This is a genomic window from Mariprofundus sp. NF (genome assembly GCF_013387455.1).
Taxonomy (GTDB): Bacteria; Pseudomonadota; Zetaproteobacteria; order Mariprofundales; family Mariprofundaceae; genus Mariprofundus.
The window spans coordinates 81,584-97,791 of the sequence record NZ_VWNC01000003.1 but is presented as its reverse complement, the minus strand read 5'-3'; the positions used below and the strand labels follow the sequence as shown (position 1 = coordinate 97,791).

Here is a 16,208-nt window from a genome sequence, read left to right as displayed (position 1 = left end):
TTTTTATTCCATGTCGAACGGGTAACCGGGGATTTCGAAGGGCTCATCGATATCGATGAGCTCAGGGTCCATGAACTCCCGGGCGTAGGGGAGGTAGACCTTCTCCTCAATAAAGAGATCGAAGAGGTCGGGATCGATGTGGTTTTGCTGTTTCATCTTGCCGAGGATTGATAGCGATTCAGAGAGTTTTTTGGCATCTTTATAGGGGCGATCTCTGGCGGTCAGTGCTTCAAACACATCGGCAATGGCCATCACTCTGGCAGGTATGCTCATCTCTTCGCGGGTCAGGCCCAGCGGGTAACCCTTGCCATCCATGCGCTCATGATGGCTTCCTGCATATTCAGGCACGTTCTCCATATCACGCGGGAACTTCATCGATTTGAGCATTTTGTTGGTAATGACAATATGGTCGTTAATGATCTGCCGCTCATCGGCGTTAAGTGTGCCGTATTGAATCAGTAGATTATTCAGTTCATCTTCAGAGAAGAATGGCACAGTTTCGCCATCACTATTGCACCAGGTGCGCTTGGCGATGGCTTTTACCCGCTCTTTGAGCTCAGGGGCCATCGACTCAACACCTTTGTTGCAGTGGCGAATGAAATCGCGTTCGGCATTAAGATCTTCAAGCTCGCGGTGATAGTTTCGTACAGCGCCCTCAGCATCAGCTCCCTCTAACCCTGTCTCAAGCAACTGCTTTAACATGACGATTTCGGCATCGCGTTTGAGTAACTCAAAGCGGGTATCGATCAGGGTGATGCGATCATAGATCGTCTCAAGCTTGGTCGCTTTATCAACCACATGCACAGGTGTGACGAGTTTGCCGCAATCGTGCAGCCATGAGGCCACTTCAAGGCTGTAGCGTTCCTTCTCAGTCAGGGTGAAGCTTTCCAGTGCCCCATCTGCCTGGCTGGCGGCATCTGCCAGAGCCAGCGTCAGCACTGGAACACGTTTACAGTGGCCGCCGGTATACGGTGACTTTTCATCGATGCCGGTTGCGATGGTTTTCACAAAGGAGTCAAACAGCGCTTTCAGATCATCAATCAACCGTTTGTTGGTTAGCGCCACAGCGCCCTGTGAGGCCAGTGATTTCACCAGATGGATATCGTCATCCTCAAAGGCGATGACATCACCATTTTGGCCGCCCTGTTTATTGATCAACTGAATGACACCGACGGTTTTGCCTTCATGATTAACCATGGGGACGGAGAGCATGGAGCGGGTACGGTAGTTCATGCGCTCATCAAACATACGTGGTCCGGTGAAGTCGAAGCCAGCACCGTTGTCTTCATAAACATCGGCCAGATTAACTGTTTCATTGTTCAGGGCCGAGTAGGCAACCACGCGCTCATTGTTGGGGCGGCCATCGCGGTGGTAGAGGGCGATAGCTTTAAACTGTACCGCCCGTTTCGTGGTGCCGCCCATGTTGATGCCGAGTGAGCTGGTGCGCACAATTTCAAAATGCAGGCTTTTATCATCTGCAACCGTATACAGCGTGCCACCGTCTGCGCGGGTGATCACTTTGGCACCCACGAGAATCATCTCCATAAGCCGTGGCATATCACTCTCGGCTGAGAGCGCAATACCGATGGCATTGAGTTTCTCAATACGCTGAACCAGGTCCTGGTCATGCGACAGGCCTGCGGGAATGGTGTACATACCGGTGCTTAAATGTGAATCTGGAATCGTCCTGTCTCCTCGATAGGGCAAACTTATACGTTTATCGGTGAAATAACCCTGAGCTTAAGCTTTTTCTGCTTAAAACTGTAGCATTACTCCACACCATGCAATTTCGCTTTTCCCCTCTCCGCTTTAGTTCATTCGAATTTATGCGATAATATATAATGAGATTGCGGCTGCACTTTAATCAGCGCAATCTCAGGAGGCTGTGATGGCGATTACAATTCCCGGTTATAATTCTGCCAATGCGATTCTTCTGCCGCAGAAGGCTGCCCCTCAGGGCAGAGCTGCAGCGCTTCCTGAATCTGTTCAGGCCAAACTTGATAGTCGTATGAGTCTGAATGCGGCCAACAATCCTACCGAGTTGATTCTGCAGGCGGCACAGGAAAAGATTAATGAGATGTTTAAACCCTATCTTGGTGATGGGGCGGTACAGCGCGCCGTTGATTCAGGAGTGGATATGAGTCCTGAAGCTACAGCTGAACGTATTATCAGTTTCGCGACCCAGTTGATCGGCAGGGCTGAAAACGCACAGATTGATCTGCCAGCCGATGAACAGCGCTCCAGAGAGCAGCTATTTAATAACGTACAGGTTGGTATCGAACGCGGTTTTGAGCAGGCGCGTGATATTCTTGAAGGGCTGCAGGCGCTCAATGGTGGTGTGAAGGATACCGTCGACACCACCTATAGTCGCGTACAGGAGGGGCTCTCCAATCTGGCTCTGCTGCTGGGCCTTTCACCTCCCGAACAAATTCAGGCATAAACAAAGCTTTCGCTACTTTAGTTGATCATTCGGGGCTGCAGCTGCGTAAAGTTACCCCTGAAGGTTCTGAACGCTCTGCTCTACCATGGAGGCATCAATCCACTCACCATCAATAATCTTCTCAAATGGCGGGAACAGTTTTTCAAAGTCGGTTTTACCCAGAGTCTTATGCAGCTTTTCGAGTGCTTTACCGAGAACCTCAATGATTTCAATGCGCAGTTCAATATGTGACTTGCTGGCAGCATCTTTGCGCAGCTCCTGCAAAGATTGCTGAGCGGCAGTGCGGACAGACAGAAGTTCAAAGACACTCTTTTCTGGTATCTGAATGACTTTTTCCATGATTGCCATGAAATCATCATCGGGAACCTTGATCTCTGGAGCGTATGTGGCAACCACCTCAGCCCATGCCTCAGTTTGCAGGCCGTAGTTATGGAAAAAGAAGGTGCTAAGCGAGTAGCCGCGTGCACCATGAACGCGAAGCGGTTAAGCTGTTTTTGAACCAGTTGCATACAAAGTCTGATTGGCGACCTGATGACAGACGCCATCAATGCCGTAATAGGCAATGGTTCCCAGGCCTTTGTTGGGTTTTACAGGCGATTTGGGGCTGATGTTGGGTTCGACTATGTTGGATGCGGTGCTCAGATCGACTGATGCATTTCCGATAGCCCCATGTTGTGGATGGCCGATGCCGCCAGTTCCATCCGGGTGATATTTGCCCCAGCACCACCAATAAAGATTCGAGTCAGGGGGAGGGGGAGGGCTCTTATGGATGGGCGGAACGTCATAGTCAGTCACCCAAGTATGATCGACAAGATTAAGTCTGGTGACTGGGTTTGCCCAGGCAAACAGCCTTCCAGTTGATTTATTCATGACCCTTCTCCTTCTCCTTTCCCTTTAAATCTAAAGTAGACCACAAATTTCAATGAAGCAAATCGAAGTGGGATTAGTAGTTGAATCCTGTTTTATAAATTATTGCTCTGGCGTCCACTTAAATGTTCTACACGGTTGCATTGTTCTCAGTCTGGTGTTTCTTTGCAGTCATTCTGATTCTGATCATTTACCTCTTCTTCAGAGGTAAGCAGAAGAGGGGCCTGTCACTTGAATTCAGATAGAAAAAGCGCAGCTTGCGGGCCGCCCTGGGAGGGGTGAGATTTCAACTCAAAAACCCGCATTATATTAGAGGTTGATAATATAATGAAATCATTCTATTGTTCGCTGCCAATTGTTGGTATGGAGGATTACATGGACAGAATTAATACGGCAACGCGCGTTCTTCATTTTCTATTTATTGTGACCGTGGTGTTTCAGCTTGGTAGTGCGCTGGTGATGCGCGTTCCTGAGCCGGGCAAGATGGTGATCTGGGCGAATGTTCTGTTCTCATGGCATATCATGTTTATCGGCTGGACTGCTTACCTGCTCAGTTTTATCTATGCCATGACCCGTTTTGCCGATAAGGAGGCATGGGGCCGTCTGGTGCCATGGTTCTCGAAAACACACCGCGCAGCCTTTTACAAATCGGCCAGAGAGGAGCTTCCGGGTATTTTCACTGGTAATCTTGCTCCACCGGAAAATCGTACCGCACTGGCTGGCGCCATGCATGGTCTCGGATTCCTGACGCTGATCGCACTGGGCACGACCGGTGCCTATGTGATGAACGGTGTGCGTTCTGACGGTAGCATGACTATGGATATGCTGTTTATGTTCAGTCTGCACGAGTTCTTCGGCATTGTGATCTATGTTTTCATTGTCTGCCACGTATCCATGGTGCTTTACCACCTGCTGCTCGGCCATAAGAGGGTTCTCGATATCTTCGAGCGTCTCAATATTAGATGGAAGTAGGGAGAGCGATATGAATTTTCATAAGAGTGGTTTTATTGGCTTGATATTCACCATAACCCTGCTGGCAGCACCAGTGAAGTCCCTGGCAGATGAGCCGAAAGCTGGCGACATCATGACCGATGAGTTCGGTATTGAGTTCGTCTACATTGCACCTGGCAAGTTCATGATGGGCACGCCTGAAGGTGAATTTGGCCGTTATCCCGATGAAGTGCAGCACGAAGTTGAGATCAAGAAGGGTTTCTGGCTGGGTAAGTATGAAGTGACCTTCGAACAGTACGATCACTTCTGTAAAAAGACAGGTAACGCCATGGCCCGCGATGAGACATGGGGTCGGGGTAAGCAACCTGCTATCCATGTGAAGTGGCAGGATGCTCAGATGTACGCTGACTGGCTAACCAAAAAGAGCCGCAAAAACGGTTACAAATATCGTCTGCCTACAGAAGCTGAGTGGGAGTATGCCGCTCGCGCAGGTACAACAACCGCTTTTTCATGGGGTGAAGATCGCACCGCTTTTTCCGATTACGCCTGGAACAGCAGTAATGCAGACAAGAAGACGCATCCCGTTGGTCAGAAGAAACCCAACCCATGGGGGCTCTACGACATGCACGGCAATGTCTGGGAGTGGACCGGCTCTTACTACAAACAGGAGTGGGATGGTTCCGAGTTGAAGTACAGTGAGACAAAATCCAACAAAGACCGCTCTGTTCGCGGTGGTGCATGGTACCGCTTCCCTAAGGATATGCGTTCAGGTGACCGTAGGGTGTTCCATCCGCGTTATCGTCTGCCATATGTAGGTTTCCGTCTGCTTCGCGAATAGTGATCTGTTACTGAACAATTCTTATCAGGGGCTACTTTAAGTAGCCCTTTTTTTATCTCCGTGAAATAGCCCGGCAATAAATGTAGGGTGCGCCACCAATTTTTTGCAAGGTTAGAATTATGACTGAAACCGTTAAACCACAACGCCGTATTACCGATGTGCCTCCGCTGGATAAAACAGCTGATGGCATCGTGAATGGTGTCCAGCGCCACTTTCTGCGCACACTCGGCCAGCACTCCAGCAGTACCGATTTTCATTATCGCTATCGTGCAATTGCACATACTGTGCGTGATCATCTGATGGAGAACTGGAAGAACACCAAGGACGCCTATGAGACGACAGAGGGCAAACGCGCCTACTACCTGTCGCTTGAGTTTCTGATGGGGCGTGCACTTGGCAATGCCATGTTGAATCTCGATCTTGAACCACAGGTTGAAGAGGCGATGCATGCGCTGGGCCTGAATCTGGAAGAGAAGATCGAGCAGGAGAATGACGCAGGCCTTGGTAATGGTGGTCTGGGCCGACTGGCGGCCTGTTTTGTTGATAGCTGCGCCACGCTGCAGCTGCCTGTTACCGGTTATGGTATCCGTTATGAGTATGGCATGTTCCGCCAGAAGATCGTTAATGGTCATCAGGTTGAAGAGCCGGATCATTGGCTGATCAATGGCAATGTGTGGGAGATAGAGCGCCCTGAATATGCTCAGCGTATCCATTTCGGTGGTCACACCGAGTGTTATCATGATGATGCCGGTGTACAGCGCTGCCGCTGGGTTGGTTCACACGATGTAGTCGCAATTCCTTATGATACCCCGGTTCCGGGTTATAAAAATGGCACAGTGAATACCCTGCGCTTGTGGAAATCTGCGGCGACTGATGAGTTTGATCTGGGTGAGTTTAATGCCGGTAGTTACCCTGAGTCTGTGGCTCAGAAGAACGAAGCTGAACATATCTCGATGGTACTCTACCCCAATGATTCCAGCGAAAATGGTAAGGAGCTGCGCTTAAGGCAGCAGTATTTCCTCGCCTCAGCCAGCATCAAGGATGTGATTCGCCAGTGGGTGAAAGCCAACGGCGAAGATTTCAGTAAGTTCGCCGAGAAGAACTGCTTCCAGCTCAATGATACGCACCCGACCGTTTCGGTTGCAGAGTTGATGCGAATTCTGATTGATGAGTATCGACTGGATTGGGATGAGGCGTGGTCGATCACCTCTAAAACGATGGCATACACCAACCATACACTGCTTCCTGAAGCACTGGAACGTTGGCCTGTCTACCTGTTCGGTCGCTTGCTGCCGCGTGTTCTCGATATTATTTATGAGATCAACGCACGTTTCCTCTCCGAGATTGCCAAGCACTGGCCGGGTGATATTGAGCGCCAGCGTCGCATGTCGATCATTGAAGAGGGTGATGTGCAGCAGGTACGCATGGCCTACCTCGCACTGGTTGGCTGCTACTCGGTGAATGGTGTAGCTCAGCTGCACTCCGACCTTCTGGTTGAGGGGCTGTTTGCCGATTTCTACGCCCTCTGGCCAGAGAAGTTCAACAATAAAACCAACGGTGTAACACAGCGTCGCTGGATGGCATGGTGTAATAAGCCGATGTCCAAGCTGATCACTGACACCATTGGTGAAGGTTGGGTGACTGAACTTAATGAGTTGCGCAATCTGGCGCCTTATGCTGATGATGCTGCTTTTCGCACCAAATGGGTGGCCTGCAAACGTGAGAACAAAGAGCGTCTGGCAGCCGTGGTTGAGAAGGATTGCGGTGTTACATTCAGCCCGGATGCGATGTTTGATATTCAGGTGAAACGTATCCATGAGTACAAGCGTCAGCTATTGAACCTGCTGCATGTGATTCACCTCTATGATCGTATCAAACGTGGTGATGCCGAGAACTGGACGAACCGTTGTGTTCTGATTGGTGGTAAAGCGGCACCGGGTTACTACATGGCCAAACAGATCATCAAACTGATCAACAATGTGGCTGAGGTGGTGAATAACGATCCTGAAGTGGGCGATAAGCTGAAAGTGGTCTTCTTCCCGAACTACCGTGTATCCGCCATGGAGGTGATTGCACCTGCTGCGGATCTCTCTGAGCAGATTTCTACCGCCGGTAAAGAGGCTTCAGGCACCGGCAATATGAAATTCATGATGAATGGTGCGATGACCATCGGCACACTCGATGGCGCTAATATCGAGATCCGTGAAGAGGTGGGCGATGAGAACTTCTTCCTTTTCGGTCTTGATGCAGCGGAAGTAGAAGCTATTCGTGGCAAATATAACCCTGATGCGATCATTGCAGAGGATGAAGATTTCCGCCGTGTGATGGAACTTCTGGAGTGTGGCCACTTCAGTCAGTTTGAGCAGGGGCTGTTCCAGTCGGTGATTGGTGCTATCCGTTCTCCGAATGATCCATGGTTGGTGGCTGCCGACTTCCGTTCCTATATCGATGCACAGCAGCAGGCTTCGCTTGCATTCCAGGATCAGGATCGCTGGCAGAAGATGAGTGTTCTGAATACGGCATACAGTGGTAAATTTTCAACTGATCGCACCATGCAGGATTATAACCGCGACATCTGGCATCTGGATCCGGTTAAACCGGAAGCCATACTTCGCTGATTCGGCGCTTTATCTGAAAATTAAAAGACGCGGGGCCCTGGCTCCGCGTCTTTTTTTATGTCTGGATTCGGGGGAATGTGACGCTGGCACTGCCACTGCTGGCATTGATCACGGCCTCTTCAAACTCAAGCTCTCTACCAAGCTCTACCTCGACATGCATTTCAACACTGTTCTGATAAAGGGTCTGCATAATATCGATCTGCAGGCCATCAAGTAGATGGCGAATCTGACTCTCCAGCGCAAAGGGGAGGTGGATGATCGCAGGTAGCGTGGTGGTATGCAGTTTGAGTGGTAGCGCTTCAACAGCCTGTTGCACCGCACTTGAATAGGCACGCACCAGTCCGCCAGCACCGAGTTTAATGCCACCGAAATAACGACTGACCACCACCACGATCTCACCGATGTTTTTATGTTGCAGTACATTCAACATCGGTTTTCCTGCCGTGCCCTGCGGTTCGCCATCATCAGAGCAGGCCCGGTTAATCGATTGAACAGGGTGACCTGCAATATAGGCCCAGCAGTGGTGACGTGCTTCAGGTTCCCGTTGTTTGATCAGTTCAATAAAGGCCAGAGCATCTGCTTTGGCTTCAGCATGGGCGATATCAGCAATGAAACGGCTGCGTTTGATCTCCTGCTCTACGCAGATCGGTGCGGCAGGGATATTGTAGCTGGTTTGCAAGATGATCTCAGCGGCGGGAGGCGATGTGTGCCGCTCCCAGTAGCCCGGCTTTGTCATCCAGCGTGGAGTGGATGACGTTGATCTTACCGCGCAGAGGTGGAATAAGATTGTCATTGAGCTCGGCCATCAGGGGTGGATGAATCAGATGCCAGGCATGGCTTAAGCCGCCACTGATGGTGATGGTCTCAATATCAAGCAGCTTGACCGCTTCAGCAATCGCCAGTCCAAGGTATATGCCGGTCTCCTTGAGGATCAGGGCAGCATCTTTGTTGCCATCGCAGGCATACTCATAAACCTGTCGGGCATCGGTATCGATACCACTGCGCTCGGCAAATCGGCGTGCTACAGCGGTGGCGGAGGCATAAGCTTCAAGGCAGCCGTAATTGCCGCATCCGCACCGGTGTGTCTGTTTATGTACCACCCGCAGATGACCGAACTCCATGGCCATGCCGCGCTCTCCGGTGTAGGACACATTGTTCAGAATAAGACCGCCACCAACGCCTGTGCCAAGGGTGATGTGCAGTAAGTTCTCATGGCCTCTTCCAGCACCGAACCGCTGCTCACCGATGGCCGCGCATAGGGCATCATTCTGTACGGCGACACGAATTTTCAGCCGTTCTGATAGTCGTTTGCCCAGCTCAAAATCTTCCAGTAGTGGTAGATTGGGGGAGCCAGCCAGAATGCCTGTTGTACCACGGAAGAAGCCGGGGAAACCGATGCCGATATCGCTAACAGGATGTTGATCAAGAAAGGGGGTGATGGCTTCTGAGAGGGTGTCGAGCACATAGTTCTCTGCAGCTTCGCGTGTCTGTTGATCGTGGCGACTGAGTCTGGCCTCAACCCGCGACTCATCGATAAAGTTTCCATTTTCATCGATCAGGGCCAGGCGAAGATTTGTACCGCCGATATCAGCGGCTAAGACCCGATCCATCAACTTAGCAGGTGCCCGTAAAGATCGGCGTAATCACTTGCCGAGGCTTCCCATGAGGAGTCGCGTTTCAGAGCATTGCTACGAATGCGTGCCCAGATGGTTTTATTGCCATACAGTGAGATTGCATACTCTACCGCCTCATCAAAGGCTTCTGGCGTGGCATCGGTGAAGTGGATGCCGGTTGCTGCACCCCGGCTCTGTTTATGGTCGGTTACCGTATCCCTCAGGCCTCCGGTTGCACGAACAACCGGCACCGTGCCATAACGCATGGCCATCAGTTGCCCCAATCCGCATGGTTCAAAACGCGAAGGCATCAGGAAGATATCACCTCCGGCATAGATATGACGGGCCAGTGATTCATTGAAGCCGCGATAGAAGAACATCTGCGTAGGGTTGGCATCTGCGATCCTGTGCAGAGCCTCTTCACTGTGGGGGTCACCGGAACCGAGGACACCGATCTGATAGCCGCGATCAATCCAGCGCTGAGCATTGGCAAGTAGCAGATCAATGCCTTTCTGATCCGCCAGACGTGAGATAATAACCATCAGAGGGGTGTCAGCTGAAACGTTGAGCCCGAACTCCTTCTGAAGTGCCGCTTTGCAGCGTTTTTTGCCAGCTGTGTTGCCTGCTCCGTAGTTGCTGACAAGCGATTTGTCGTTGGATGGATCCCAATCTGCGATATCCAGTCCATTGACGATGCCTGATAGTTTGCCGGTATGCAGTTGCAGGAAACCTTCCAGTTCACAGCCATATTCAGGGGTGAGTATCTCTTCAGCATAGGAGGGGCTGACCGTAGTGATTGCATCGGCTGAGGCGATGCCAGCCTTCATGCAGTTGATCTGATTATGGAATTCGAAATCACCCGGATGGAAGTGGTGGCTTGGAATGCCAAGGCGGTGAATCCATTCAGGCGGGAAGTTGCCCTGATAGGCGAGGTTATGAATGGTATAGACGGTCTTGGCATTGGCGATGGCAGGGTGGTGCTGATACTGCGTCTTCAGCAGCACCGGAATCATGCCGGTCTGCCAGTCGTGGCAGTGAATAATATCAACCTTCTTGCCCAACTGAGCTGCCGCTTCCAGAGCTACGCGATCAAACAGCAAGAAGCGCAGCAGGTTATCTTCATAAGCGCCGCCGGCAGGGCCATAGATGCCTTCGCGATCATAGAGATCATCCTGTTCGATGAGAATATAATGCAGGCCATTGATCTCGGCCTGATGTAGGGGACACTGCCGCTGCACGCCATCAGCCCACATCTCGATGGAGGTGTGCATCGGTTTCGTAGAGATACCGTTTTTTTCGAGCTCTCTGCGATAGAAGGGCAGAATCACCGTAACCTTGTGGCCGATGTGCTGCAGTGCATGCGGCAGTGAACCTGCCACATCAGCTAACCCTCCCGTTTTGGCAAGTGGTGACGCTTCCGATGCGATAAATACAATATTCAGCTTAGCCATTTGTCCTCTCCCCTGAGAACGACATCCTAGCATGGCTGTTGCCTGTCATAAACTGTTGCGCTCTATTTGATGGTTTGAATCCTGAGTAGACAAGGTTTAGCCTGTGCAGAAGCTGAGCCATACACTTCTGGTCATCCGTTAATCAGCGGTAAGGGGGGATACGTGTCTGAACTGACGCAAACAGCAGCATGGAAAAAACTGGCGGCACACGCCGAAGAGATGAAAAAGGTGCATATGCGCGACCTCTTTGCCGATGATCCGCAACGCTTTGATAAGTTCTCCCTTCATTTTGGTGATACGCTTGTCGACTACTCCAAAAACATTCTCACTGAAGAGACCCAGTCTCTGCTACTTGAACTGGCGCGTGAACGAGATGTGCAGGGTTGGACAGATCGCATGTTCTCGGGCGAAAAGATTAACAATACTGAGGAGAGGGCTGTGCTGCATACCGCTCTGCGCAATCGCTCCAATCGCCCGGTAATGGTTGATGGTCATGATGTGATGCCCGATGTGAACCGGGTGCTGGCGCAGATGCGCAACTTTACCGAATCGGTACGCTCCGGTGAGTGGTTGGGCAGTACCGGCAAACCCATTACCGATGTGGTTAATATAGGCATCGGTGGCTCAGATCTGGGGCCGGTGATGGTGAGTGCTGCATTGACCCCCTATGGCCGTGACAAGATACATATGCATTTTGTATCCAATGTGGATGGCACACACATGGTTGAGACGCTCAGGCACCTCTCCCGCGAAACCACGCTATTTGTGATCGTGTCCAAAACATTTACCACGCAGGAGACCATTACCAATGCGCGTACAGCGCGTGACTGGTTCCTGACCCGTGGTGGCAGCAAGAAGGCTGTTGCCCAGCACTTCGTAGCTGTCTCAACCAATGCCAAAGCGGTCTCCGCATTCGGCATTGATACAGCCAACATGTTTGAGTTCTGGGATTGGGTTGGCGGGCGCTACTCGCTCTGGAGTGCAGTTGGTATCTCCATCGCTCTCTATCTCGGCATGGACCATTTCGAGGAGCTTTTAGAAGGTGCTCATGAGATGGATGAGCATTTCCGAACGGCACCGTTTGAGGAGAACGTACCGGTCATACTGGCAATGCTCGGTGTCTGGTATAACAACTTCTTTGATGCCGATTCACATGCCATGCTCCCGTATGATCAGTATATGCACCGATTCTCTGCCTACTTTCAGCAGGGTGACATGGAGAGTAACGGCAAACGGGTAACGCGCAGTGGCAAAGCTGTGGATTACTCGACCGGCCCTATTATCTGGGGTGAGCCCGGCACCAATGGACAGCACGCCTTCTATCAGTTGATTCATCAGGGTACCAAACTGATTCCGTGTGACTTTCTTGCGCCGGTAGAGACCAAGAACCCGGTGGGACGTCATCATCCGATGCTGCTCTCCAACTTTTTTGCCCAGACTGAAGCGTTGATGGTGGGTAAAAATGAAGATGAGGTACGCAAGGAGTTGGAGGCTGAAGGTTTGAGTGGAGATGCGCTTGAGGCGCTGCTTCCGCATAAGGTGTTCCCCGGCAACAAACCGACCAACTCGATTCTGTTCCAGAAGCTGACGCCAAAAGCACTCGGTAGCCTGCTGGCGATGTATGAGCACAAGATCTTTGTGCAGAGCGTGATCTGGGATCTGAATGCCTATGATCAGTGGGGTGTTGAGCTTGGTAAGCAGCTGGCCCGAAAGATTCTTCCTGAACTGGATGATTTTGAAGATACAACCAGCCACGATTCATCTACCAATGGCTTGATAAACTATTATAAAGAGCACAGGAAAGAGTAGGGTGGCAAGTGCGACTTTGACGTCTTAATGTAATATTATTATCCTCTCATTTTGCGGGGTGAATCATGGATAAAAGCAAAGCCAAACAGGCCACCATCTATTTTGATGAAAACATTCACAAGGCGTTGAGACTGCGGGCTGCAGGAACAGATCGCTCCATATCGGATATCGTCAATGAAGCGGTCTGTAACATGCTGGCAGAGGATCAGAAAAATCTGATGGCCTTTGAGGCGCAGGATTATGAGCCGGTCATCAACTACGAAGATCTGCTCAACGGCCTGAAGTCCGAAGGCAAGATTTAGCTACAAACAGAGGTAACAGGCCGAATGGATACGGATTCGGTTAATCATATGTTAAAAGGTTTTAATCTGTGATGAAAGTCACAAAGATTTGGGAAAGTGCGAATGTATGATTCGCCTGCTTTAGGTGGGGGCCTGGTAGTTGAAGTTCTCTTCACGAAGCAGAAATAACTGTATTCAGGAGATCACGACATGAAAATCAGATACTTGCTGTCAGCCATCGCAGTTGCAGCTATGTTGGTTCAACCCTCATTGGCCATGAGCCAGACTATGGTCACTAAGCCTCAGCCTCCACTCTATCCGGTTACACCCTATGTTGCAGATCGCGGCGTTGAGAGTGTCTACCCCTCTGTAGCCGGTCAGTTTCTGGTTTTCGGTCAGCGTAAGGGTGATGACCTCTCCATGTACCGGGTTTCCAAGACATCGCCAAACTCAGGTCGTTATCATATGAAGAAACTGGCGCTGAATGACTCCATGCGTTATGGCGTTGCTGTTGATGATGGCTCTATCGGTTATGTGAGTGATCGCGTCGGTCCGATCTCCGCATGGATGTGGCAGGGCAGAGGTGATGGTCAAGTCTCTATCGGTGGTATGGCAACCTACCGTGGCACGATTGCTCCTTTCCATCTCAATGCATCCAGTGACGGTAAAGTATGGTGTTTTGATACCACCTTCCAGAAGGCACGTTACAATCAGATGCTTGGTGAATTTATCAAATTTCCGCACCACGAACTGGTCGGACAGCACTGGCGCACCTATGATTCCGATAACTTCCGTTACAAACAGGGTTATGCTGGAACCAGAGCAGGTAATCTGAATAAGTTGGATGCCCCTGTGCTCTATATTTTTTCGCGCCAGAGCAGTGAAATGATCATGATTCCCAATGCCTATGATGGAGCTATCTCTCCCGATGGTAAAAGGGTTGCCTTTGTTCGACAGACAGAGGGTAACTACGATATCTGGATGCAGGATATTGATGGTGACAACCTGATGCAGGTGACCAGCTCTGAATATGGTGATTTTGAACCAGCCTGGAGCCCTGACGGTAAAAAGCTGGCCTTTGTCTCAAATCGTGACTCATCTGGAAATGTTCGTAACACTTCAATCTATATGCTGGATGTCTCCACTATTCGTGCAACGCGTCTGACCAATGCCAAGGATGCAACCGATGGCGGGCCAGCCTGGCTGGATAACAACAGTGTGGTATTCCACTCGAACCGGGTATTAGGCAATCCTCAGGGTGATACCTACTCCGGCTGGAATATCTGGAAACTGGATATCAAGTAATGATCTCAACAGGAGGTAGCACCGTGATTCGCTTTGCTTTGACTGTTATGGCGACGCTGGCGCTATCCTCCACAGCTTACAGCGATGATCTTCTCGACTGGTTACAGCAAGAGGTGATGGAAAAGAAACCTGCTACGGAATCCTCTCTGTCTCCATCTGAAAATGCCTCGTTGCTGACGCTGGAGTCCGGTGAAACAGAGATGTATCCGAGAATTTCACCCAATGGCAAACATCTTCTGGTGATTTCAGGTAAGCGCAATAAAAGCGTAGTGACACGTCGTCTGCTGGAAAATGGTGATCCCCTGAATGTGCTGACTGATGATAAGCGCGCTTTTCACTCGATGAACTGGCAGGGCCCTGAACACACCACCTTCCTCTCTGATCGGGGTGGTGATCTGGGTGTATGGCAGATGGCTGCCAATGGCAAAGGGGCTGTACGTCGCCTTTCGCGTCTGACTGGTGAGTTTATTGAGTTGATTGTGCTGGAGAGTGGTGGCCTGATTGGTGTTCGGCTGCTGCCAACCTCAGGTTTGATGAGGTCAGGCAACGAAAAAAAGATCAATACGCTGGATTTTAAAAACTGGAAGATTGCCGGTAATGAGACACGTCTGCTGTATATTGGTAAAAACGGTGAAGAGAGCAGCCTCACCGCCGGGGTGAATCCGTCACTCTCACCAGATGGCAAGAGTATCGTGTTCTCCATGCAGACAGGCCATAGCTGGCATCTGTTTATGGTGGATGTGGATGGATCAAACCTGATTCAGCTGACCAATTCCAACAGTATCGATGTGCAGCCAACCTGGAGCCCGAATGGAAAGTGGATTGCATTCACATCCAATCGGGGCGAAGCCGGAATCAAAATCAAAAAAGAGAACTGGGATGTCTGGATGATCCGACGTGATGGTCAGCATCTGACCCGTCTGACATTCGATGCTGCCCACGATGGTGCACCAGCTATCGGATCAAATGGCAGAGTCTATTACCACTCTGATCGTAAGGTGGACAGGGCAACGAAAAAAGGACTGCATGCATCGGGTGGCACCTCTGGGTTCCATGTCTGGAGTATTCCACTTCCGGCCAGAGTTGAGTAGGTCATTCAGATAACTGGTGGCAAGTTTGCTCAGGCAGTAGCCGGTTTTCCAGCATACCAATTAATCAGTAACGACCTAGGGATACTCTGAAAAAGTCAGAGCATCCCTAGATTTGCTCATCCATGGCCTTATGAAGCCGGTCACGTTGTGTATCCGTGAGTTCGATCTTGCCATAGCGCGTTTTACGCATCAGTTCGGTCGCCTGATGCATCAGCTCAAGGGCCTGGTCAAAATTTCTGCAATTCCTGCACATGGCCAGGTGCAGATGGAACCTGAACCTCTCCCACAGGGATAACTTTCGCTCAATACTGTCGGATGCCAGGCGAGAAACATGTTTACATGCGTGATTCACTGCTTCTCTCCCACGCCAAACCAGTGGATCTCAAGACATTTTCGTAGTGACAGGCGCGCCCTATGCAGAAGAACATGAAGGTTGGTCGCTGTAATATCACAACTCTTACACACGCTTTCTGTATCATCGCCACTGATATCACGCAGCCGGAAAACCAGCCGCTGTTTTTCAGGCAGTTTGTCTGCACATGTTTCAAGTACAGTGCTGAACTGCTCATTCTGACAGAGCGACTCAGGGTTTTCGTTCCATGCACGCGGGGCTTCACTCCAGCTGCCATCGTTATTGAAGTAAGCCGTGGTTGGGTCGTTGCCTACATTTTCACTCAGATTGCGGTCGCGGATCTCTTTGCGGATGTAATCGATAATTTTATGTTTGAGGATGCCGACTAACCACGTTCGCATGGTAGATTGGCCGGCAAAATTGCTATGACCTTTCCAGGCTGCAAGTAGAGTCTCCTGCAGCAGATCTGCCGCCACTTCCTCATTATGGAGTCGTGACATCGCATAACGATAGAGATAATCGCCGTGTTCGTTAATCCATTGGTGCGGCTCTGTTTGCATGCCTCGACTCTGACCAGAAGAGTTACCTTCAT

16 protein-coding genes are annotated in these 16,208 nt (G+C 50.6%); 8 read left to right on the top strand and 8 right to left on the bottom strand.

Features of this window, described 5'->3' with window-relative positions; genetic code table 11:
• Window positions 1–3: 3 nt before the first annotated feature.
• Entirely contained in the window at window positions 4–1,656 is a 1,653-nt protein-coding gene (locus tag F3F96_RS05730) for an HD family phosphohydrolase (RefSeq protein WP_176962297.1), read from the bottom strand.
• Window positions 1,657–1,888: 232 nt separating this feature from the next.
• Between F3F96_RS05730 and F3F96_RS05725 the strand changes: the two genes are divergently transcribed.
• Window positions 1,889–2,440, top strand: coding sequence for a DUF5610 domain-containing protein (locus F3F96_RS05725; RefSeq protein WP_176962296.1), 552 nt, complete (start codon window positions 1,889–1,891; stop codon window positions 2,438–2,440).
• Between the two features lie 51 nt (window positions 2,441–2,491).
• Here F3F96_RS05725 and F3F96_RS05720 read toward each other — a convergent pair whose 3' ends face one another.
• Window positions 2,492–2,836 carry a hypothetical protein gene (locus tag F3F96_RS05720; protein ID WP_176962295.1) on the bottom strand — a complete coding sequence of 115 codons (345 nt, stop codon included), beginning with the start codon at window positions 2,834–2,836 and terminating at the stop codon, window positions 2,492–2,494.
• Between the two features lie 87 nt (window positions 2,837–2,923).
• Window positions 2,924–3,310, bottom strand: coding sequence for a hypothetical protein (locus F3F96_RS05715; RefSeq protein WP_176962294.1), 387 nt, complete (start codon window positions 3,308–3,310; stop codon window positions 2,924–2,926).
• Window positions 3,311–3,682: 372 nt separating this feature from the next.
• Between F3F96_RS05715 and F3F96_RS05710 the strand changes: the two genes are divergently transcribed.
• The 3 genes from F3F96_RS05710 (at window position 3,683) to F3F96_RS05700 (ending at window position 7,714) form a co-directional block, all read left to right on the top strand.
• A complete protein-coding gene (locus tag F3F96_RS05710) occupies window positions 3,683–4,279 on the top strand; it encodes a cytochrome b/b6 domain-containing protein (protein WP_176962293.1) in 597 nt (198 codons plus the stop codon).
• 10 nt (window positions 4,280–4,289) lie between these two features.
• The gene (locus tag F3F96_RS05705; RefSeq protein ID WP_176962292.1) at window positions 4,290–5,096 is read left to right on the top strand and encodes a formylglycine-generating enzyme family protein; all 807 of its coding nucleotides are present in this window, start codon (window positions 4,290–4,292) and stop codon (window positions 5,094–5,096) included.
• A 119-nt stretch (window positions 5,097–5,215) separates the two neighbouring features.
• Window positions 5,216–7,714, top strand: a complete 2,499-nt coding sequence (locus tag F3F96_RS05700) for a glycogen/starch/alpha-glucan phosphorylase (RefSeq protein WP_176962291.1) — start codon at window positions 5,216–5,218, stop codon at window positions 7,712–7,714.
• A gap of 55 nt (window positions 7,715–7,769) precedes the next feature.
• On the opposite strand, the gene F3F96_RS05695 is transcribed toward F3F96_RS05700, so the two are convergent.
• From F3F96_RS05695 to glgA, 3 genes are read right to left on the bottom strand one after another with little or no spacing between them, the layout of a single operon-like run.
• On the bottom strand, window positions 7,770–8,393 hold the full coding sequence (locus F3F96_RS05695) for a YigZ family protein (RefSeq protein ID WP_206675280.1): 624 nt from the start codon (window positions 8,391–8,393) through the stop codon (window positions 7,770–7,772).
• A 7-nt stretch (window positions 8,394–8,400) separates the two neighbouring features.
• On the bottom strand, window positions 8,401–9,324 hold the full coding sequence (locus F3F96_RS05690; RefSeq protein WP_176962289.1) for an ROK family protein: 924 nt from the start codon (window positions 9,322–9,324) through the stop codon (window positions 8,401–8,403).
• The gene (gene glgA / locus F3F96_RS05685) at window positions 9,324–10,778 is read right to left on the bottom strand and encodes a glycogen synthase GlgA (RefSeq protein ID WP_176962288.1); all 1,455 of its coding nucleotides are present in this window, start codon (window positions 10,776–10,778) and stop codon (window positions 9,324–9,326) included. Before glgA ends, F3F96_RS05690 begins: the two co-directional genes overlap by 1 nt.
• A 162-nt stretch (window positions 10,779–10,940) precedes the next feature.
• Between glgA and pgi the strand changes: the two genes are divergently transcribed.
• The 4 genes from pgi (at window position 10,941) to F3F96_RS05665 (ending at window position 15,264) form a co-directional block, all read left to right on the top strand.
• Window positions 10,941–12,587: a glucose-6-phosphate isomerase gene (gene pgi, locus F3F96_RS05680; RefSeq protein ID WP_176962287.1), complete on the top strand. Its 1,647-nt coding sequence runs from the start codon at window positions 10,941–10,943 to the stop codon at window positions 12,585–12,587.
• A 65-nt stretch (window positions 12,588–12,652) separates the two neighbouring features.
• The gene (locus F3F96_RS05675; RefSeq protein WP_176962286.1) at window positions 12,653–12,889 is read left to right on the top strand and encodes a plasmid partition protein ParG; all 237 of its coding nucleotides are present in this window, start codon (window positions 12,653–12,655) and stop codon (window positions 12,887–12,889) included.
• 189 nt (window positions 12,890–13,078) lie between these two features.
• On the top strand, window positions 13,079–14,173 hold the full coding sequence (locus F3F96_RS05670) for a PD40 domain-containing protein (protein ID WP_176962285.1): 1,095 nt from the start codon (window positions 13,079–13,081) through the stop codon (window positions 14,171–14,173).
• Window positions 14,173–15,264, top strand: coding sequence for a hypothetical protein (locus tag F3F96_RS05665; RefSeq protein WP_241697679.1), 1,092 nt, complete (start codon window positions 14,173–14,175; stop codon window positions 15,262–15,264). The genes F3F96_RS05670 and F3F96_RS05665 overlap by 1 nt, the downstream gene beginning before the upstream one ends.
• 106 nt (window positions 15,265–15,370) lie before the next feature.
• On the opposite strand, the gene F3F96_RS05660 is transcribed toward F3F96_RS05665, so the two are convergent.
• Both F3F96_RS05660 and F3F96_RS05655 read right to left on the bottom strand, forming a co-directional pair.
• Window positions 15,371–15,616: a zf-HC2 domain-containing protein gene (locus tag F3F96_RS05660; RefSeq protein ID WP_176962284.1), complete on the bottom strand. Its 246-nt coding sequence runs from the start codon at window positions 15,614–15,616 to the stop codon at window positions 15,371–15,373.
• Entirely contained in the window at window positions 15,613–16,176 is a 564-nt protein-coding gene (locus F3F96_RS05655) for a sigma-70 family RNA polymerase sigma factor (protein ID WP_176962283.1), read from the bottom strand. The genes F3F96_RS05660 and F3F96_RS05655 overlap by 4 nt, the downstream gene beginning before the upstream one ends.
• Window positions 16,177–16,208: the final 32 nt, after the last annotated feature.

Bases quoted from the DNA above. Each gene is read 5' to 3' on its own strand.
- F3F96_RS05725 (WP_176962296.1), top strand. From the start codon at position 1,889: ATGGCGATTACAATTCCCGGTTATAATTCTGCCAATGCGATTCTTCTG.
- F3F96_RS05710 (WP_176962293.1), top strand. From the start codon at position 3,683: ATGGACAGAATTAATACGGCAACGCGCGTTCTTCATTTTCTATTTATT.
- F3F96_RS05730 (WP_176962297.1), bottom strand. From the start codon at position 1,656: ATGTACACCATTCCCGCAGGCCTGTCGCATGACCAGGACCTGGTTCAG.
- F3F96_RS05705 (WP_176962292.1), top strand. From the start codon at position 4,290: ATGAATTTTCATAAGAGTGGTTTTATTGGCTTGATATTCACCATAACC.
- F3F96_RS05715 (WP_176962294.1), bottom strand. From the start codon at position 3,310: ATGAATAAATCAACTGGAAGGCTGTTTGCCTGGGCAAACCCAGTCACC.
- F3F96_RS05700 (WP_176962291.1), top strand. From the start codon at position 5,216: ATGACTGAAACCGTTAAACCACAACGCCGTATTACCGATGTGCCTCCG.
- glgA (WP_176962288.1), bottom strand. From the start codon at position 10,778: ATGGCTAAGCTGAATATTGTATTTATCGCATCGGAAGCGTCACCACTT.
- F3F96_RS05655 (WP_176962283.1), bottom strand. From the start codon at position 16,176: ATGCAAACAGAGCCGCACCAATGGATTAACGAACACGGCGATTATCTC.
- F3F96_RS05665 (WP_241697679.1), top strand. From the start codon at position 14,173: ATGATCTCAACAGGAGGTAGCACCGTGATTCGCTTTGCTTTGACTGTT.
- F3F96_RS05670 (WP_176962285.1), top strand. From the start codon at position 13,079: ATGAAAATCAGATACTTGCTGTCAGCCATCGCAGTTGCAGCTATGTTG.
- F3F96_RS05690 (WP_176962289.1), bottom strand. From the start codon at position 9,324: ATGGATCGGGTCTTAGCCGCTGATATCGGCGGTACAAATCTTCGCCTG.
- F3F96_RS05675 (WP_176962286.1), top strand. From the start codon at position 12,653: ATGGATAAAAGCAAAGCCAAACAGGCCACCATCTATTTTGATGAAAAC.